Genomic DNA, 18,942 nt, shown 5'->3' on the forward strand with positions numbered 1-18,942 from the left:
AGAACTAACCTGTGCCAGTGTCAACGGTCGATGCCGCACCCCCTACTGCTCCCTGGCCCGCTCCCTCAGCATGAACTTCTGCACCTTGCCAGTGGCGGTCTTGGGCAATGGTCCGAACACAATGGCGCGAGGCACCTTGAACCGCGCAAGGTGCTGGCGGCAGTGCGCCAGGATGTCGTCGGCGCTGGCTTGGGCGCCGTCCTTCAATGCCACGAAGGCGCAGGGCGTTTCGCCCCAGGTGGGGTCTGGGCGGGCCACGACGGCGGCCTCCAGCACGTCGGGGTGCCGGTAGAGCACGCCTTCAATCTCGACCGTGGAAATGTTCTCGCCGCCGGAAATGATGATGTCCTTCGCGCGGTCCTTGATCTCGATGTAGCCGTCGGGGTGCACCACGCCCAGATCGCCGGAATGGAACCAGCCGCCGGCAAATGCTTCGGCCGTCGCGGCGGGGTCGTGCAGGTAGCCCTTCATCAGGGTGTTGCCGCGTAGCGCGATTTCGCCCAGGGTGATGCCGTCGGCGGGTACGGGCTGGCCGTCGGCGTCCAATACCCGCACCGCTTCGACGTTCAGTTTGCGCACGCCGATCCGCGCCTTGCGGGCGGCACGCTCGGCCAACGGCAGGTCGTCCCATTCTTCGTGCCACGCGCAACTGATGGACGGCCCATACGTTTCCGTGAGGCCGTACAAATGCGTCACGCCGATGCCCAGTTCATCCATGGCCTCGATGATGGCGGCGGGCGGCGCCGCGCCGCCCGTCATGGCCTGCACCGGATGTGAGGCCTGCCGGCGCACGGCGGCGGGCGCGTTGACCAGCATGGTGAGCACGACCGGCGCGGCGCAGAAAAAGCCCACGCGGTGCCGTTCGATGGCGTCGAAGATGGCGGCGGGCTCCACCCGACGCAGGCACACGCTGGTGCCGGCCAGTGCCGCCAGCGTCCAGGGGAAGCACCAGCCATTGCAGTGGAACATGGGCAATGTCCACAGATACACGGCATGCGGCGGCATGCCGCAAGACAGGACATTGCCCATCGCATTGAGATACGCGCCGCGGTGGTGATACAGCACGCCCTTGGGATTGCCGGTGGTGCCGGAGGTGTAGTTGAGGCAGATGTTCTGCCATTCATCGGCGGGCGGTTCCCAACTTGCGCCCGCGGGTTGCGCTGCCAGCCAGGCCTCGTATTCGGCATCGCCCAGCGTGCCGTGTTGGCCGGTGAATTCGCGGTCTTCGATGCGTACCGTGCGGGGCGGCGCATCGAGCAGGGCCAGCACGTCTCGCACCTGGTCGCTGTATTCGCTGTCGAAAAGCAGCACCGTAGCGCCACCATGCGAGAGGATGAAGGCAAGCGTGGCCGCATCCAGCCGGGTGTTGAGCGCATTGAGCACCGCGCCCGCCATCGGCACGCCGAAATGCGCTTCGTAGAGCGCCGGGGTGTTGGGCGCCAGCACTGCTACTACGTCGCCGCGTCCGATGTCCCAGGCCCGCAGTGCCGCCGCCATGCGCTGACAGCGGTCCCGGGTGACGCCCCAACTCTGGCTGAAGTTGGCGCCATGGACGAGCGCCGGGCGGGCGGGATACACGCTGGCGGCCCAGTCCAGAAAGCCCAGCGGCGAAAGCGGTACGTGATTGGCCGCGTTGCGCGGCGGATCGTCGGCGTCGGCAATCATTGCGGTTTCTCCTGTCCTGCCTGTCCGGGGCGGGCTGGTCTTCGGGGGGCTGTGTGCTCGGCTTCAGGGCCAGCTTCATCGCCAGCTTCCGGGCCAGCTTCCCGGCCACCCTCACCGCCAACATCACGGCCAGCTTCCCTGCCGGTTTCCCGGCATGCCGCCTGCCAGCCCAGTTCCGCCAGTGGTGCCACGCGCGCGCCCATTTCCAGCGCGTCCTCGGCGGCGGCGTTGCCGGCGCGGGCGCGGGCGTACACGCCTTGCAGAATGGCGGCGATGCGAAAGAAGCTGTAGGCCAGGTAGAAATCCCAGTTGGGCGGCGGTTCGGTGCCGCGTTGGCGGCAATAGGCGGCCACGAAGGCGTCTTCGTCCGGTATGCCCAGCGCGCACAGGTCCAGGCCCGCTATGCCTCGCCACAGCGCGGGCGGGATGCGCCAGCACATGCAGTGGTAGGCCAGATCCGCCAGCGGGTGTCCCAGCGTGGACAGTTCCCAGTCCAGCAGCGCGATCGCGCGCGGTTCGGTGGGGTGGAACACCAGGTTGTCGATGCGATAGTCGCCATGCACCAGCCGGGTCTGGCCGTCGTCTTCGGGCAGGTGACGCGGCAGCCAGTCGATGAGCGCATCCATGGCGGCGATGGTTTCGGTTTGCGTGTCGCGATACTGGCGGGTCCAGCGTGCGACCTGCCGCGCGAAGTAATCGCCGCTGCGGCCGTAGTCCGACAGGCCCGCTTCGGCGGGGTCCACGGCGTGCAGCGCCGCCAGCGCCCGGCCGGCCTCGGCGTAGAGGGCGGCGCGTTCGGCCGGCGCCATGCCGGGCAGCGCGGGATCCATGAAGACGCGCCCTTCTGCAAAGCTCATCAGATAGAAGGGCGTGCCCACGATGGCCCGGTCGGCGCAGTAGTGCAGCATGCGCGGCACCGGCACGGCGCTGTCCGCCAGCGCCGCCATCACCCGGTACTCGCGATCCACGGCGTGCGCCGACGGCAGCAGCTCGCCGGGCGGTTGCTTGCGCAGCACGCGCAGGCCCGTGGCGTCTTCAAGCAGGTACGTGGGATTGGACTGACCGCCGGTCAGCGGCCGCAACGTCAGCGTGGCCGGGTCCGCCAGGCCCTGCCCGCCCAGATAGGCCGCCAGCGCGGGCAGCCACGCTGGCGTGGAAGCATGGGCGGGAAGCGTCATACCAGCGCCTTGCGCGGGGCATCCGCGTCGTCCCAGCGCCAGTAGCCGTCGCCCTCGTCAATGAGATAGCGCGCCAGCACCATCTTGTGTACTTCAGAAGCGCCATCCACCAGGCGCGCCTGCCGCGCATAGCGATAGATCCATTCCAGCGGCGTGTCCTTGGAGTAGCCGCGCGCGCCGTTGAGCTGAAGCGCGGTGTCGACCACTTTCTGCAAAGTTTCGGACACCACGATCTTGGCCATGGAGATCTCCTTGCGGGCGTAGTCGCCCTGGTCCAGCCGGACGGCGGCGCGCATCGTCAGCAAGCGGCCGATCTCGATCTGCATGGCGGCCTCGCCCAGCAGCCATTGCACGCCCTCGCGTTCGGCCAGCTTCTGGCCGAAGCTGCTGCGCTGGCCCACGTAGTCCACCGCGACCGCCATGGCGCGGCGCGCCAGCCCCAGCCAGCGCATGCAGTGCGTCAGCCGCGCCGGCCCCAGGCGGATCTGCGTGAGCTTCAGGCCATCGCCCACTTCCATCAGCCGGTTTTCGTCGGGGATCTCCAGCCCGTCGAATACCAGCTCGCAGTGTCCGCCGTGTTCTTCCGGCCCCATGATGGGAATGCGGCGCTCGATGCGCCAGCCCGGCTGATCCGCGTGGAACAGAAACGCGCTCAGCCCCTTGCGCGCGTCGTCCGACGTGCGGGCGATCAGGATGAAATGCTTCGCCACGCCCGCGCCGGTGATGAACCACTTGCGTCCGTGCACCACCCATTTGCCGTTTTTCAGGGTGGCGGTGGTGCGCATCATGGACGGATCCGAGCCGCTGCCCGGATGCGGTTCGGTCATGATGAAGGACGAGCGCACCTTGCCGTCGATGATGGGCTGCAGCCAGCGCGTCTTCTGATCTGGCCGGGCCACCTGCGCCAGCACGCGCATATTGCCGTCGTCGGGAGCCGCCGCGTTGAAGCACACCGGTCCGAAGATGGAGCGGTTCATTTCTTCGTAGCAGGCGGCCAGCCCGGCCATCGGCAGGCCTTGGCCGCCGAGTTCGCGCGGCATCTGCAAGGCCCACAGGCCGGCCTCGCGCACGCGGGCGCGCATGCGCTCCAGCGCGGCCTCATTGATGTTGTCGTGTTCGTCGTAGTTGGCCCGGTCGGCTTCCAGGGGGATCAGTTCGCGGTCGACGAATTCGCGCACGCGCAAGGCATAGTCCTTGTGTTCGGGCGGCAGAGAAAAATCCATTCGAGGTCTCCTTTTGTGGCGCGTGTGTTGCGCGTTTGTGGCGCATGTGGGGCGCATTTGGGGCTTACACCGCCCCGGTGCACGGGGTTAGAGCGAACTGGCCAGATGGCCGCCGTCCACATCGATGACAGAGCCGGTCATGAACGCCGACGCGTCCGACGCCAGCAGCAGCAGCGGCCCGTTGAGATCCTGGGGCTGGCCGAGCCGGCGCTGTGGCACGCGCTTGATCAGCGCCTCGCCGGCCGGCGAGGCAAAGAACTCACGGTTGAGATCGGTGGCGATGTAGCCGGGGGCGAGCGCGTTCACGCGGATGCCGTGGCGCGCCCATTCCAGGGCCAGTGCGCGTGTCAGGTGCAGCAGTCCCGCCTTGGCGGCCGCATAGGGCGCCACGTGGGAGGCCACGCGCTGACCAAGGATGGACGCGATGTTGACGATGGCCCCTGGCGTGCCGTGCGCGATGAAATGCCGCGCCGCCGCCTGGGCGACTCGCCAGGCGCCGTTCAGATTCACGTCCACCAGTCCGGTCCAATCGGCTTCGGTGAGTTCCAGCGCGGGCCGCGATACCGCGATGCCGGCATTGTTGATGACCACGCTGACCGGTCCCAGCGCCTGGGCCGCGGCGTCGAACGCCGCCTGGACGCTGGCGGGCTGCGTTACATCCATGGCGATGGCGCAGGCTTGGCCACCCGCCGCGCGGATGGCGGCCGCGGCCTCTTCGCCCAGTGCTGTCCGGCGTCCGCATAGCGCCACCCGCGCGCCCGCGCCCGCCAGCACGTCGGCAAAGTGGCGCCCCAATCCGCTGTACGCGCCCGTGACCAGCACGGTGCGGGATTTCAGGTCTTCGAACATCCGCTACCCTCCTTGGTGGGTTGGGGACCTCGCAGCAACGGTGCCAGATCGTCCGGCACGTCCAGCTCCCACCGTAGCACGGCGCTGGCCAGGGCCTTGCCGTAGTTGTCGATGGCCAGGCTGCGCGACACACCGCCGCCCAGCGCGCCGTCGAGCACGAAGTTCAGCACGCCCAGGCCGTCCACGTCGTAGCGCGTGATGTCGCCGCGCACGGTCTGCTCGTTGTAGATGGCGCGCATGGCCTGCACCGTGAGCGCGCGCTTGATGTGGGGATAGAACTGGGGCTCGTAGGCGATGACCGCGATGTTCGAGGTATTGCCCTTGTCGCCGCAGCGCGTGTGCGCCACGCTTCGCAACGTAACTCGCATGAGATGCCTCCTTAGACGAATTCCACGCTGCACGCCACACGCTCGCGCGGCACCAGCGTGGACCACAGGCCGATGACTTCGCGGGTGCGGTCCTGATGCGGCACACGCTTGCCGGTAGAGGCCAGCCCGCAGACGGCCATGCCGTCCACTTCGCGGCCGATCTTTTCGGCCTGGGCGCGGCTGGCGCAGCGGGCCGCGATACGCACCGCCACCTCGGCCGGTTCCTCGCGCAGGGCGGCCGACGCCGCGCCATGCACCGCGTTCACGCCGATGAAATCGATGCGCAGGTCGTCGGCCTGCAGGCCCGCGATGCGCAGGCGTTCGCGCAGTATGGTTTCGGCCAGCCGCGCCTTGTCCAGGCAGCCCGGCCCGGCAAAGAAGAACATGTCCTCGCCGATATGGCCTTCGGTGCAGCCGATGGACACCTTGAGTGTCGACGTGCGCGGCCAGCCCGAAATATGGCTTACGCGGACACGGTCGCGGGCCGCCTGTTCCAGCCGCGCGGTCGTGAAATCCACCACGACGTCCGGCGTAATGTAGCGCGCCGGGTCATGCACCTCGTAGAACATCTGCTCTTTCACGGTGCGCAGATCGATGCAGCCGCCCGTGCCTTCCACCTTGCCGATTTCCGCCGTGCCGTCGGCGTCCACATCGGCATAGGGGAACGCCAGGTTCCACGGCTCGGGCACGTCCTTGTAGCCGGGGTCGCCGAAATAGCCGCCCGTGACCTGCGCGCCGCACTCCAGCAAATGGCCGATGCCGCTGCCCTGGCCCAGCCGCGTCCAGTCGTCCTCGCGCCAGCCATAGTGGTGCATCATGGGCGCCAGAAATAGCGAAGGGTCGGCCACGCGCCCGGTGATGACGATGTCCGCGCCCTGATCCAGCGCCTGCACGATGGCGGCCGCGCCCGCGTAGGGTTCGGCCGAAATCAAGGTGTCGCGCACGGTCGAGACCGCCGCCCCGGTTTCCATGATGCGCAGATCGCTTGCGGCGATTTCCGCGCTCAGGTCGGTGGCGGTCACGGCGGCCACGCGGGCATTGGTCCAACCCGCCTGCGCGCATAGTTCGGCCACGCGGCGGGCCGCGCCTTGGGGGTTGATCCAGCCCTGGTTGGACACGATGCGAGTGCCGTGCGCCCTGCAATGCGGCAGCACTGCCCGCATGCGCTCATCCAGCCAGGTGTCGTAGCCCGCGAAGGCCGGGTCGCGCCGCTTGCGCACCTGCGCGGCCGACACGGTGGCCTCGGCCATGGTCTCGAAACACAGAAAATCGAGCGCGCCGCGTTCCGCGTTCCAGCGCGCCGGGTCGATGCGGTCGCCCCACCAGCCCGAGCCCGAGCCAATGCGCAGCCTGCCGGCCTTGTCGTTCATGTCTGCCTCCTTGTTCTGGCTTCGCTGATTCACTGGGGCCGGATGCCGGCGTCCTGGATGACCTGCCGCCACTTGGCGGTGTCGCTGCGGATGGTCTCGGCGTATTGCGCGGGCGTGCCCGCCACCGGAACCGCGCCCAGTTCCTCGACCTGGCGGCGAGTGCCGGGCGCGGCCAGCGCCGCGGCCACCGCGTTGCGCACCTTGCCCACGACCTCGGGCGGCGTGCCTGCTGGCGCCAGCAGGCCGAACCAGGAATTCACCTCGTAGCCCGGCAGGCCGGCCTCGGCCACGGTGGGCACGTCCGGCAGCATGGGCACGCGGCGCGTGGTCGTCACCGCCAGCGGCTTGACCGCGCCGGCCTTGATCTGGCCCATGGCCGAAGGCAGGTTGTCGTACATCAGTTGCACCTGCCCGCCCAGCAGATCCGTCATGGCGGGCGCGGAACCCTTGTAGGGCACGTGACGGATGTCGACCTTGGCCAGCCGGTTGAAGAGTTCGCCCGACAGATGCGGCGAGCCGCCCAGGCTGGTGGACGCGAAATTCAGCGACCCCGGCGCGCGCCGCGCCTGGTCGATAAGCTGCTCCACCGACGTGATGCCCAGCTTGGGGTTGACCAGCAATACATTCGGCGAATTGGCCACCAGCGTCACCGGTGTGAAGTCGCGCGCCGCGTCGTAAGGCACCTGGGCATAGATGAACTGGTTGGTGGCCTGCGTGCCCAAGGTTCCCATCAGCAGCGTATAGCCGTCTGGCTGGGCGCGCGCCACGGCGGCCGCGCCGATGCCGCCGCCCGCGCCGGGGCGGTTCTCGACCACGACGCTCTGGCCAAGCTGCGCGCCCGCCTCGCGCGCCACCAGCCTGGCCAGCAAGTCCGTCGTGCCACCCGGCGGAAACGGCACCACCAGGGTGATGGGGCGCGCGGGCCAATCGGGCGCGGCCTGGGTCGCGGCGGACAGGGCCAGCGCGGCGCCCAGTATCAGGGTTCTGACCATGCGATTGCTCCTGGATGTTTTCATTGACTTCCCCATTCAGGCGGCGCGACGCGCCGTCTTGTTCACGCCATCGGACAGCTCCACCAGCGCGTCCAGCGCCACGGCGCCTTCGCCCTGCGCGCCCACCAGCACCGGGTTGATGTCGATGGATGCCACATGCCCGGCCGCCGCCAGCGCGTAGCGGCCCAGGCGCACCGCCTGTTCCGCCACCGCCTGCATATCGGCCGCGGGGTCGCCGCGCACGCCGGCCAGCAGGCGGCCGATGCGCAGGCCGCGCAACGCCTCCAACGCTTCCTCGGCCGCAAAGGGCGGCATCAGCAGGGCCACGTCGCCCAGCGCCTCCACATACTTGCCGCCCGCGCCCACCATCACCACCGGGCCGAACACCGGGTCGTTGCGCACGCCTAGCGCCAGCTCGTGCAGGCCGCGCTGCATGCGGGCCACGATCCAGCTTGCGTCGTCCACGCCCAGGCGGGCCAGTGTCTCGGCCTGCCGCGCCAGCGCCTCGCGCAGCGCGGCCTCGTCGTTCAAGCCCAGCGCCACCAATCCGTGTTCCGATTTGTGCGGCAGACGCGCCGAACATGCCTTGAGCGCCACCGGCGCGCCCATGCGGCGCCAGGCCGCCACGGCCGCATCGGCATCCGTGCAAAGCACGTGCTCGCCCACCGTGATGCCCTGCGCGGCCAACAGCGCCAGGCTGGAAGCTTCGGACATGAACCCGGGCGGGGCGCCGGCCGGCGCATCCAGCGGCGCGGCCGGCGCGGCCACGGACGCGCGTCCGCGCAGCGTATGCATACGCCATAGCGCCGCCAGGGCATCCACTGCCTGTTGCTCGTCCGCATACACCGCCACGCCATGCGCCCGGAACGTGGCGGCCACGTTGTCTTGCCACGCCACCACCGCCACGGGCTTGGCTGCCGTCTGCGCAAAGCGCGCGGTGTCCGACGCAAACCGCTCAACGTCGTAGCCGCGCCCCGCCACCGGAATATCGATCAGGAACATATCGGCCGCCGGATCTTGCGCGATGGGCGGCAGCACCTCGCCGAACAGGCCGTTGTTCGACAGCAGGGCGGCAGTGATATCCACCGGGTTGCCCGTGGTGGCAAAGCCTGGGAGCCGCTGCCCCAGCGCTTCCTGTGTGGTCTGGCCCAGCGGTGCGATCTCCAGGCCGCGTTCCACCGCCGCGTCGGCGGCCAGCACGCAGCTCGCTCCCGAATTGCTGACCACCACCATGCGTGGGCCTTGCGGCAGCGGGCCGCGCAGCGCCAGCTCGGCATAGCGCACCAGCTCCTGCGGGTCGCGCGCCCGCAAAATGGCGTGGTGGGCAAAGAAGGCATCCACGGTGCGGTCTTCATTGGCCAGCGCGCCCGTGTGCGACGCGGCCGCTCGAGCGCCCGCTTCCGAGCGCCCCGCTTTCACCGCAATCAGCGGCACGTTGCGCGCCCGCGCCAGCGCCGCCGCCTCGGCCAGGGCGCCCGCGTCGCGCAGCGACTCCAGGTACAGCAGCACGATGCGCACCTCGGGGTCGCGCAGCACCGCGCAGGCTAGCTCGGCCACTGTCACGTCGGCCTCGTTGCCGGTGGCGTGCACGTGCCGTACGCCCACGCCGCGCTGGCGCAGCAGGCCATACACCATCGCACACATGCCGCCGCTCTGGCTGATGACCGCCACCGGTCCGTCCTGCGGCTCCACCTCCAGGAACATGGTCGAGAAGCTGGCAATCGCCCCATTGCCGAAATTGGCCAGCCCCTGCGAGTTCGGTCCGACGATGCGCATGCCGGCCGCACGCGCCCGCGCCGTCATCGCGTCCTGCGTCCGGCGGCCCGCTTCGCCGGTTTCCGAGAATCCGGCCGAAATCACGATGGCCGCCGACACGCCCAGCGCCGCGCAGCGGTCTACCGCCTGCACCGCCTGCTCGCCGGCCACCGCCACGATGGCAAGGTCCGGTACCGCCGGCAATGCATCCAGGTCGGGCCACGCGCGTTCGCCCTGCACCTGGGCGCGTTGCGGGTTGATGGGGTACAGCGTGCCCGCGTAGCCGTGGCGCCGCATGTAATGAATGGGCCGTCCGCCGATCTTGTCGGGGTGGTCGGACGCACCCACGATGGCGATGGATGCCGGGGACAGCAGCCGGTTCAGCGCCGCCGCGTCTCGGTTGTCGGAAACCATGAATTCTCCTTTCAGCAGGTAGAGGCCCGCGCCTTCAGTTGACGGTGGCGCCGGAGGCGCGCACCACCTCGGCCCATTTCTTCACTTCGTCGCCGACGAAACCACGCGTGTCGTCCGGCGTCATCCAGTCCGCCGCGAAGCCCTGTGCCGCGAATTTCTGCTGCACGTCCGGACGGCCCAGCACCTTCTGCAGGGCCGCGCTCAGCGCCTTGACCACGTCCGGCGGCGTGCCCGCCGGGGCCAGCAGGCCGTTCCATGCCGTGGCCTCATAGTTCTTCAGCCCGGCCTCCGCCACCGTGGGCAGCTCCGGCGCGGCCTGCGAACGCTCGGCGCTGGTCACCGCCAGCGCCTGCAGCTTGCCGGCCTTCACATAGGGCATGGAAGACAGCATGGTGTCGAACATGAGGTCGGCCTGCCCGCCCATCACATCGGTAAGCGCGGGCGCGCTGCCCCGATACGGCACATGCACCATGCGCGTACCCGCCAGGGTGTTGAACAGTTCCGCCGACAGATGGGTGGACTGCCCGTTGCCCGACGACGCAAAGGTCAGTTGGCCCGCGCGCTGCTTGGCCAGGGCGATGAGTTCGCTCACGTTGCGCACCGGCAGGTCCGGGCGCGTCACGATGACCAGCGGCCCCTTGGTCAGCAACGACACGGGCGTGAAGCTCTTCTGCGTGTCGTAGGCCAGGTTCTTGAACAGCGACATATTGATGGCGTGCGCCGTGGTGGCGATCAGCAGGGTGTAGCCGTCCGGCGCGCTCTTGGCCACCATGTCGGCGCCGATATTGCCTCCCGCGCCAGACCGGTTATCCACGATCACCGTCTGGCCCAGCACATCGCCCAGGCCTTGGGCCACCACGCGCGCCACGATATCGGTCGGCCCTCCTGGCGGATACGGCACCACCAGGGTCACGGGTTTCGTCGGCCAGGCCGACGCGGCCGATACCGCGCCCGGCGCCGAGCAGGCCGCCAGGGTCAAGGCGGCCAGCGCCGCGCGCCATACGGAAATTGCAGGCATGAGTGTCTCCTCCGTCCTCAGCGGGACGTTTTTTTCAGTGGGTTGGGAAGGGAGCTACGCTTGCCGGCGGTGCATCAGGGCGGCCGGCGCGCCTGGAAACAAAGCAGGGTGCGGCTACCGTGCTCGAAATCGCGGGCAAACACCTGCTGCCCGATGGTCAAGCCGGGCGTGGCGTGGCCCATCAGCACCGCGCCCTCGCGCAACCGGACCAGCACCAGCTCGTAAGGCGCCAGCGTGCGCCACGACGCGTCCGGCGCGCGGTGCACCGTGCTGTGGGCGATCACCTCGCCCTCGCCGGCCGCGCGCGCCCATTGCAGATTCGCGCCGCCGCAGGCCGCGCACGCGTACGGGCGCAACGCCCACCAGGCTTCGCAGTCCGCGCAGCGCCGCAGATCCAGGGGATGCCGTTCGCTCATCGGGTAAGCCTCCGTGCCGCGCGCCGCGGGTGCCGGCACCATTGGAGCGGCGGGATGACGTTCATGACAGGCCCTCCGCTTGCAGTACCAGGCTCACGTGCGCCGACAGCACGCCGCCGTCCGCGTGCACCAGCGCCCGGCTGCGCGGCGCGATCTGGCGGCCGCCGGCCAGCCCGGCAAGCTGCGTCCAGGCTTCCGCGACGTGCGCCAGACCGCCCGCCACGCCCGAATGCCCGAACGACAGCAGGCCGCCATGCGTGTTCAGCGGCAGCGGCCCCGCCGCATCGAAGTCTCCGCGCCGTGTGCGTTCGGCCGCGCCGCCGCGCGGCGCAAAGCCCAGTTCTTCCAGCAGCATCGCCAGCGTGATCGTGAACGAATCGTAGATCGCCAGATAATCGATCTGCCCGGTCTCCATCCCCGCCTGCGCCAGCGCCCGCCCGGCCGCGCGCGCCGCGCCCGTGTCCATGACGTCGCGCATGGCCGACAGATGCTGGTGCCGATGCGCCTGGCCCGCCCCGGTAATGCGCACGGGCCCTTCCTCTTTGCTCACCACCAGCGCTACCGCGCCATCGGAAATCGGGCAGCAGTCCAGCAGATGCAGCGGCGTGGCGATCGGCTTGGAATCCAGCACCGCTTGTACGTTGATGGGCTCGCGCAATTGCGCCAAGGGGTGCCCGCCCGCGTGGCGGCGCATCAACACCGCCAGCTCGGCCAGATCCTCCCGCCGCGTGCCGGTGGCGTGCATGTACGCCGACGCCAGCAGCGCGTAATACGCCGGCACCGACGCGCCATTGGGGACCTCGGCGTCTGCTTCGCCCACCTGCGCCAGCGTCTGGATGGACGCATCCACGGCCTGGCCCGTCAGGCGGTTCTCTCCTGCCACCACCAGCACCCGGCGGCACGTACCCGTGCGCACCAGCTCGCGCGCCAGCATCACCATGCCCGCGCCGGTCGCCCCGCCCATCTGCATGCCGTGCGCATAGTGCGGATCCAGCCCCAGCTTTTCGCTCAGCAGGCTCGCCAGCATCAGATGCGGAAAGGTCGTCGCATACCCGCACAGCACGCCGTCGATGGCGCCGCGCTGACGCGCCAGACCGGCGCGCTCCAGCGCGGCCTCGGCCGCTTCCGCCATCAGGTCCAGCGCGCTGCGCCCCTCATGCCGGCCAAAGCGCGTCACCGCCGCGCCGTGCATATAGGCATGCGCGAGGGATAAGTGGCCGGTGCGTTCAAGCATGCGGCATCCACGCGCGTTCGATCGCGCGTGCCTCGTCGGCCAGGGCCTGCGCCAGTTCCGCTTCGCGCGGCTCGATACGTTCATTCAGCGCGGCCACGCTCAGCGCCCCGATCGCACGGCCGCTGGGCCCGCGCACCGCGACGCCCAGCCCGCCCATTTTCTCTATCACCACATCCAGCAGCATCGCGTACCCCAGTTTGCGCGCCCGTTGCTCCGCCGCGTCCAGCGCCTTGGCCGAGAATCGCGGATACCGCGCTGCCAGCCGCTCCCGCACCAGCGGCAGCAGGGCTCGCGCCTCGTCCTCGTCCAGCGCCGACAGCAGCGCCAGGCTGCCCGCGCCCACGCCCAGCGGGCGGCGGCTGCCCACCTCCAGATAGTTCGCGCGTATCGGGTAATCGCCAAAACACAGATCCACGCACACCGACTCCGAGCCCACCGGCATCGACAGAATCACGGTATCCCCGAAACGCCGCGCCAGCCGGATCAGCGCCGGGCGCGCCAGCCCGCGCAGGTCCAGCCCGTCGACCATGGCGTGGTGCATGGCGTACACCTGCGGACCCAGCATATAGTGCTTGCTTTCCGGGTCTCGCTCTACGAAACCCTCGGACTCCAGGTCCTTCAGAATGCGCAGCGCGGTGGACATGTCCAGCCCCGCATGCTGCGCAATGTCCGTCAGCCGGTGGATGCGCCGATCCGACAGGCTTGCCAGCACGCGGCAGGTCTTTTTCGTCGAGGAAACGGCCGAAGATTCCTGGGTTGGCATAAGTGGCGGGTGGCGAAAGAAAGGAACAGGGGGACAAGATAAGAAAGCTGTGCGGGGGCGGTAAAGTTGCAGCGCAACAAAGTTTCGCCTGATGAAAGTCAATGCCGATTCGCCCCGAACGGTGTAGGCCGCTTGGACGAACCGCGCACCCGCCCCGTTGCGGACCTTTCGGGCGCCGTCAACGCCTGTACACTTTTGCCATGCTACGCATCGACAATCTCAGCAAGCGCTACGGCGACCATCTCGTATTCCAGGGGCTTACCCATACGTTCCCGGCCGGGTGCGCGGCGCTGTGCGAAGAAGACAGCACCGGCAAGTCCAGCCTGTTGGGCATCATGGCGGGGGTTATCGCGCCGGATGGGGGAGATGTCTGGATCGACGGGCATTCGGTGATCCACGCGCCCCTGCAAGCCAAGGGCCGGCTGGCCTACGTGCCCGACAATTGCCTGGCGTTTCCCACGCAGACGGGGCGCGGGTTGCTCGAGCTGATGGCCGAGGAAAAGCACACGGCGCTGGACGATGCCACGCTCGATCTGGCCTATCGCCTGGGGCTGGAACCTCATCTGGACAAGCGCTTCGAACAGATGTCCACGGGAACGCGCCGCAAGGTCTTCCTGACGGCTGCCGCCTTGGGCAACCCCGCCGTGGTCATCGCGGATGGCCCCAGCAGCGGGCTGGACGCGCAAGCCCGCGCCGTGCTGGCCAAACAGTTCAAAACCTGGGCGCAGGATCGCGTCGTCGTGTTCGCCAGTCACGATGCCGAACTGGTGCAGGCTTGCGGAGCAAGGGAAATCAACGTCGCGGCGTTGCGCTGACCGCGTAGCCGCCGGCGCTACTGTTCATCCATCCCTGGCGCCTGCCCCGAAAAGTGCCGGGTCACCCATTGTTCGCACTCTGTCCATAGCCGCGGCGCGCCACGTTTGATGGCGGGGCCATACCGTGCCAGGACCTGTTCGAGCGAGACGCCGTTCTCCGCCCAGGTTCCCCCTCCGGTGTAGATATTGATGAGCAGAGGCTGAAAGCGATCCAGCGCTTTCGCAAACGTCGCGTCTTCTGTCTCTGCCTGCTCGAACTCTTGCCACAGGCTGAGAAATTCCTTGCCCTGTTCCCGCGGCAACAAGCCAAACAAGCGCGACGCCGCCCGGGATTCCTGTTCGGCCTGCAATTCGCTGGAAAACCCGCCGTGGATCGGAAAATCCCCGACGTCGATCTCGACGACGTCATGCAGCAAGAGCATCCGCATGACGCGATCGGTATTCACTGCCCCGCTGGCATATTCGGACAGCACCAAGGCGTACATCGCCAGATGCCAGGAATGTTCGGCGGAATTCTCCTTGCGGCTTTGATCAAGCAGCGGCGATTGCCGGATGACGGTTTTCAACCGGTCGATTTCTCTTAGAAAGCGCAGCCGCTTTTCCAATGGGGTCGTGTGCATGGTCTTTTACGTCCATAGTGAATTCATGGCTGCGCGCGGCTCGCGGCGTTGCGTCACTGTGCGTGCGTTTCAAGCCCGCGCTGGGCGGCCTGGGTACGCAGCCATTTCGCAACGGCCTGGACGGCCGCCGAGGCCGGCCGGCCGGCGTGCATGGCCAGGTGATAGGTATGGCCGTCGATCACGGGCCCGAACGGCTGCACGAGATGGCCGGCTTCCAGCTCGTCCGCGATCAGCGCCAGGCTGACCAGCGCGATCCCATGGCCGGCTACGGCCGCCTGGATCGCGTGGCCTTCGTCGGAAAAGCGTAGCTGGCTCGCTTGCCGCGGCAGTGGCCGTTGGGCGATTGTGAACCAGCGCTCCCAGGTCGGATTCTCGGGCTTGGGCCGCTTCCAGTCGAAACGGATCAATGGCACGCGCGCCAGATCCTTGGGCGACGTGACCCCCAGGCGCGGGTTTGCCACGGGCGCGAACCGGTCGGTGAACAGGGGCTGGGTCACCAGGCCGGGATACGGCCCACGGCCATAGCGTATGGCGATGTCCACCGCCGTCGACCGCAGGTCGACGAGGTCGTCGCTGGCCTGCAGTTGCAAATCCATGTCGGGATGCAGCCGCCGAAAATCCGCCATGCGCGGAACCAGCCATTTCACGGTGAACGCATTCGTCGCCGAGATGCTCACCTGCGTCCGCGTGCGCTGTTGCGCCAAGCGCGTCAGCGTCGCCTCGAACGCATCGAACCCGTCACGCAGCACCGGGTAGAGCTGCGCGCCCGCTTCGGTCAGCGACACCTTGCGCACCTGGCGATCGAACAGCACCAGCTCGGTCTGCGCCTCCAGAGCGCGGATCTGGTGGCTGACGGCGGTGGGCGTAACGGCCAGTTCCTGGGCGGCGGCCTTGAAGCTGCCCAGGCGCGCGGCGGCTTCGAATGCGCGAAGCGCCGAAAGCGGAAGAGATCGACGTTGCATGGTCAGGGGTGTGCGCATAGATGAGATTAACTCTTCTTATAGCTGACAAATGAACCTTTGTCACAGGGTGGGCGCGTTCCTAAAGTAGAGGCACGGATCGGCCACTGGCTTTGATCCTTCCGACCAACCATAAGTGAAGGAATTCGCACCATGCTGCAACGTGTCATCACCCAGCCCGACAACTACGCGCCCTTCCTGCTCTCGCAGGGGATTCAATTCGGAAACCTGCTTTTCATCTCTGGCCAGGCGGGCGCCAACGACGACGGAAAGATCGTCGAAGGCGGCTTTCTGGCTCAGGGCGAGCAAGCCTTCCTGAACCTGCGCCGTGCCCTGGAGGCCGGCGGCTCCAGCTTGAAGGACGTGATCAAGGTCACCATCTTCGTCACCGACATGGGACATTTCAAGGACGTGGTGGCGTTGCGCCGCCGCTTCTTTTCGGCCCCCTATCCGGCCGACACCATCGCGGAGATCAAGGCGCTCTACGACCCGGCCGCCATGATCGAGATCGAGGCCATCGCGGCCGTGCGCGTACCGGAGGGCCGCTGACATGGACACGTTCGCCGATGGTCCGGCAGGCGATACGCAAACCGCGCACGCCAGATTGTTCGCGCCGCTGCGGCTGGGCGGGGAACTGAGCTTGTCCAACCGCCTTGCCGTCGCGCCCATGACCCGGGTCAGCGCCACGGCCGACGGCCTTGCCACGGCGCAGATGGCCGCCTACTACGAAGCCTTCGCCGCCGGCGGTTTCGGCCTGGTGATCACCGAAGGCATCTATACGGACAAGGCGCACTCGCAGGGCTACCTGTTCCAGCCGGGCCTGGCCGATGAGGCGCAGCGCGATGCGTGGCGGACCGTGGTGGACCGTGTCCATGCGCAGGGCGGCCGCATCGTCGCGCAGCTCATGCATGCGGGCGCGCTGTCGCAGGGCAACCCCTATCGCTCCGACACGAAGGGCCCTTCGGCCGTGCTGCCGAAAGGGCAGCAGATGGCCTTCTATCGCGGCGACGGGCCTTACCGGATGCCCGAAGCGATGTCGGGCGACGACATCGCCAAGGCGGTCGACGGATTCGCGCAAGCGGCGCGCAGAGCGCAGGACGCGGGCTTTGACGGCGTGGAGGTCCACGGCGCCAACGGCTATCTGCTGGACCAGTTCCTCACCGCCCACACCAATCTGCGCCAGGACCGCTACGGCGGCACCCTGGAAAACCGCCTGCGCCTGACGGTGGAGGTCATCCAGGCGGTCCGGCGGGCGACGTCGGAGGGCTTCGCGGTGGGTGTGCGCAGTTCGCAAGGCAAGGTCAACGACTTCACGCACAAATGGGAGGGCGGCGAGGCGGACGCGGCGCGGATCTACGGCACGCTTGGCGCGCTGCCCATTGATTACCTGCACACGACCGAGTTCGAAGCCTGGCGTCCCGCTTTCGGCGAGCACGGCCCCAGTCTCGCGGCGTTGGCGCGCAGGCATGGTTCGGTGCCGGTGCTGGCCAACGGTTCGCTACATGAGGCGGTGCAGGCCGACGGCGTGATGGCAAGGCAGGATGCGGACTTCGTTTCGCTGGGCCGTGGCGCGCTCACGCATCCCGACTGGCCCGCAAGGCTGCGCGCGGGGGCGGGGCACGAGACCTTCGATCGCGGCTTGCTGGCGCCGATTGCCGACCTGGCCAATGCGGCCCGTCACCGGGCGGACGCGTCGTCCTGATCCGGCCGCGACGCTCGTGCGGCAGGCGGCGCTTGCTTAGCTGGCGCGGGTAATCCAGTTGCCGTGCAGTCCCTGGGGCACGCGTTGGGGCATCTCGATGACGGCCACGGGCGCCTCTTCGATCCGGCGCGCATCCAGCAACAGCAGGCTGCTGCTCCGAAGCTCGGGATCGTAAGCGAAGGCCGCCAGGTAGCCATCGTCCTCCGCTTGACCGCCCAGCCGTGGCACGAACGCCGCCTCGCCAACGATCTGGTTGCCCAGGTCATGGCGCGTGTATTGGCCGGTCTCGGTATCCAGTTTGAGCAGCGCGTTGAACACCGCCGATGGCGGTTGGACCTCCTTGAGCGAGGAGGTCAAGGTGGGCATATAGACGAAACGCGTCGGCAGCGCCTCGCGCAGGTGATTGATGCGCGGGAATTCGGTGATTTCGTTCGAGAAGCCCGCAACCTCGAAGCTGCGGCGTGCCGGATCGATGGTCATGCGCTTGAATGTGGGAACCGGGCCGTCCGCCAGCGCGAACTTGTCGTGGTGCACGTAATCCACCACGATCTGTTGGCCGCGCTCGAAGCCGTTGGCGAAATGGAATACAAAAAAGGGCTCGCCCTCGATCCAGACGGGCGCGCCGCCGTCCAGCGGCAGCAAGGCGATACGCATGCCCAGATCGGGCCGCCATTGCAGCATCGACTTGCCGGCCTTCGCGGCCTGCACATCGAACACCGCCGGCCCGGCGATAAGGACCACGTAGTGCTCTGTCAGGATGAAGTCATGGATCATCGTGGGCATCGGCAGTTCCACGGATCGCGTGCTCACCAGCACTCCGGAGGCGTCGATGCGATGGAACTTCACCGTGGGCGTGCGCCAGCTATATTCCAGCGCATACAGATCGCCCGTGCGCGGATGGCGCCGGTTGTGGGCGCCCAGCCGCAGCGGTTCGGCGCCGCCCGCGGTCCACTGGCCCAGCGTGGCCAGTTCCTCGTTCACCTCGTAGCTGGTCGTGGCCTCGTTCAGCGCGATAAAGCGCCCGCCATGGAAGATGATGTTGACGAAAGCGCCGTTCTTGACGGGCGACGGCACTTCGCCCGGCAGGAACGCGGCCGGATCGACGGGTACGGGATGCGCGAAGCTGCCGAAGACCGCCCGGCCCGCGCGGCGCTCCACCGTCAGACTTTGCGTTTTCACGTAGCGGTTGCGGTAGCGGGCCTTCCCGTCCTCGATGTAGACGGCGTGGATCATCCCATCGCCGTCGAGCGGATAGGTGTAGGCGATGGGCTTGAATTCCGGGTTAGGTCCGTTGCGCATGTACACGCCGCGCAAGTCGGCGGGAATCCGCCCGGCGATCACCCGCAGGTCGCGAACGTCGGCCTCGCGCTGCACCGGGAGGAAGTTGGCGCTCAGGTGCGGATCGTCGTAGACCCAGGGCACATCCACCGGCTCGTCGGCTCGGGCCAGAGGCCATAGCGCCTGACTACCGATTGCCGCCGCGCCGAAGACGGTCAGACGGTGAAACGAGCGGCGGGTGAGGAGAATCGACATGATGAAGGCCTCGCTGGACGGATCCACGGTGGCGCAGCCGCCACGCGGCAGGGATAACCGAATACCTT

General features: G+C 68.2%; 18 protein-coding genes. 3 read left to right on the forward strand and 15 right to left on the reverse strand.

Annotated features, from left to right (window positions below):
• Positions 1-42: 42 nt before the first annotated feature.
• The 12 genes from ASE30_RS20200 to ASE30_RS20255 all read right to left on the reverse strand — a co-directional run bounded on the left by ASE30_RS20200 (position 43) and on the right by ASE30_RS20255 (position 13,245).
• Entirely contained in the window at positions 43-1,665 is a 1,623-nt protein-coding gene (locus ASE30_RS20200; protein ID WP_057286064.1) for an AMP-binding protein, read from the reverse strand.
• A complete protein-coding gene (locus tag ASE30_RS20205) occupies positions 1,662-2,843 on the reverse strand; it encodes a phosphotransferase family protein (RefSeq protein ID WP_082601655.1) in 1,182 nt (393 codons plus the stop codon). Before ASE30_RS20205 ends, ASE30_RS20200 begins: the two co-directional genes overlap by 4 nt.
• The gene (locus ASE30_RS20210) at positions 2,840-4,066 is read right to left on the reverse strand and encodes an acyl-CoA dehydrogenase family protein (protein WP_057286065.1); all 1,227 of its coding nucleotides are present in this window, start codon (positions 4,064-4,066) and stop codon (positions 2,840-2,842) included. The genes ASE30_RS20205 and ASE30_RS20210 overlap by 4 nt, the downstream gene beginning before the upstream one ends.
• 87 nt (positions 4,067-4,153) lie before the next feature.
• Positions 4,154-4,915 carry an SDR family NAD(P)-dependent oxidoreductase gene (locus ASE30_RS20215; protein WP_057286066.1) on the reverse strand — a complete coding sequence of 254 codons (762 nt, stop codon included), beginning with the start codon at positions 4,913-4,915 and terminating at the stop codon, positions 4,154-4,156.
• Positions 4,900-5,283, reverse strand: coding sequence for a hypothetical protein (locus tag ASE30_RS20220; protein WP_057286067.1), 384 nt, complete (start codon positions 5,281-5,283; stop codon positions 4,900-4,902). The genes ASE30_RS20215 and ASE30_RS20220 overlap by 16 nt, the downstream gene beginning before the upstream one ends.
• A gap of 11 nt (positions 5,284-5,294) precedes the next feature.
• Positions 5,295-6,653 (reverse strand): acyclic terpene utilization AtuA family protein, encoded by a 1,359-nt coding sequence (locus ASE30_RS20225; RefSeq protein WP_057286068.1) that lies wholly within the window; start codon positions 6,651-6,653, stop codon positions 5,295-5,297.
• A gap of 29 nt (positions 6,654-6,682) precedes the next feature.
• On the reverse strand, positions 6,683-7,645 hold the full coding sequence (locus ASE30_RS20230) for a tripartite tricarboxylate transporter substrate binding protein (RefSeq protein ID WP_235515298.1): 963 nt from the start codon (positions 7,643-7,645) through the stop codon (positions 6,683-6,685).
• Positions 7,646-7,681: 36 nt separating this feature from the next.
• Positions 7,682-9,814, reverse strand: a complete 2,133-nt coding sequence (locus ASE30_RS20235; RefSeq protein ID WP_057286070.1) for an acetate--CoA ligase family protein — start codon at positions 9,812-9,814, stop codon at positions 7,682-7,684.
• Positions 9,815-9,848: 34 nt separating this feature from the next.
• Complete coding sequence (locus tag ASE30_RS20240) at positions 9,849-10,832, reverse strand: tripartite tricarboxylate transporter substrate binding protein (RefSeq protein WP_057286071.1); 984 nt, start codon at positions 10,830-10,832, stop codon at positions 9,849-9,851.
• 74 nt (positions 10,833-10,906) lie between these two features.
• Positions 10,907-11,248, reverse strand: coding sequence for a Zn-ribbon domain-containing OB-fold protein (locus ASE30_RS20245; protein ID WP_057286313.1), 342 nt, complete (start codon positions 11,246-11,248; stop codon positions 10,907-10,909).
• 61 nt (positions 11,249-11,309) lie between these two features.
• Positions 11,310-12,482, reverse strand: a complete 1,173-nt coding sequence (locus ASE30_RS20250; protein ID WP_057286072.1) for a thiolase family protein — start codon at positions 12,480-12,482, stop codon at positions 11,310-11,312.
• Positions 12,475-13,245, reverse strand: a complete 771-nt coding sequence (locus ASE30_RS20255) for an IclR family transcriptional regulator (protein WP_057286073.1) — start codon at positions 13,243-13,245, stop codon at positions 12,475-12,477. Before ASE30_RS20255 ends, ASE30_RS20250 begins: the two co-directional genes overlap by 8 nt.
• Positions 13,246-13,445: 200 nt before the next feature.
• On the opposite strand from ASE30_RS20255, the gene ASE30_RS20260 reads away from it, so the two are divergent.
• A complete protein-coding gene (locus tag ASE30_RS20260) occupies positions 13,446-14,060 on the forward strand; it encodes an ATP-binding cassette domain-containing protein (RefSeq protein ID WP_057286074.1) in 615 nt (204 codons plus the stop codon).
• A gap of 17 nt (positions 14,061-14,077) precedes the next feature.
• Here the strand turns inward: ASE30_RS20260 and ASE30_RS20265 are convergent, their stop codons facing one another.
• Together ASE30_RS20265 and ASE30_RS20270 are read right to left on the reverse strand one after the other, a co-directional pair.
• Positions 14,078-14,680 (reverse strand): HD family hydrolase, encoded by a 603-nt coding sequence (locus tag ASE30_RS20265; protein WP_057286075.1) that lies wholly within the window; start codon positions 14,678-14,680, stop codon positions 14,078-14,080.
• 53 nt (positions 14,681-14,733) lie between these two features.
• Positions 14,734-15,642, reverse strand: a complete 909-nt coding sequence (locus ASE30_RS20270; protein WP_057286076.1) for a LysR substrate-binding domain-containing protein — start codon at positions 15,640-15,642, stop codon at positions 14,734-14,736.
• Positions 15,643-15,792: 150 nt separating this feature from the next.
• On the opposite strand from ASE30_RS20270, the gene ASE30_RS20275 reads away from it, so the two are divergent.
• Together ASE30_RS20275 and ASE30_RS20280 are read left to right on the forward strand one after the other, a co-directional pair.
• Positions 15,793-16,188 (forward strand): RidA family protein, encoded by a 396-nt coding sequence (locus ASE30_RS20275; protein ID WP_057286077.1) that lies wholly within the window; start codon positions 15,793-15,795, stop codon positions 16,186-16,188.
• A gap of 1 nt (position 16,189) precedes the next feature.
• Positions 16,190-17,341, forward strand: coding sequence for an NADH:flavin oxidoreductase (locus ASE30_RS20280; RefSeq protein ID WP_057286078.1), 1,152 nt, complete (start codon positions 16,190-16,192; stop codon positions 17,339-17,341).
• A gap of 36 nt (positions 17,342-17,377) precedes the next feature.
• On the opposite strand, the gene ASE30_RS20285 is transcribed toward ASE30_RS20280, so the two are convergent.
• Complete coding sequence (locus ASE30_RS20285; protein WP_156407721.1) at positions 17,378-18,874, reverse strand: carotenoid oxygenase family protein; 1,497 nt, start codon at positions 18,872-18,874, stop codon at positions 17,378-17,380.
• Positions 18,875-18,942: the final 68 nt, after the last annotated feature.

The sequence above is a fragment of the Achromobacter sp. Root83 genome (genome assembly GCF_001428845.1).
In the GTDB taxonomy this organism is placed as follows: Bacteria; Pseudomonadota; Gammaproteobacteria; order Burkholderiales; family Burkholderiaceae_B; genus Achromobacter.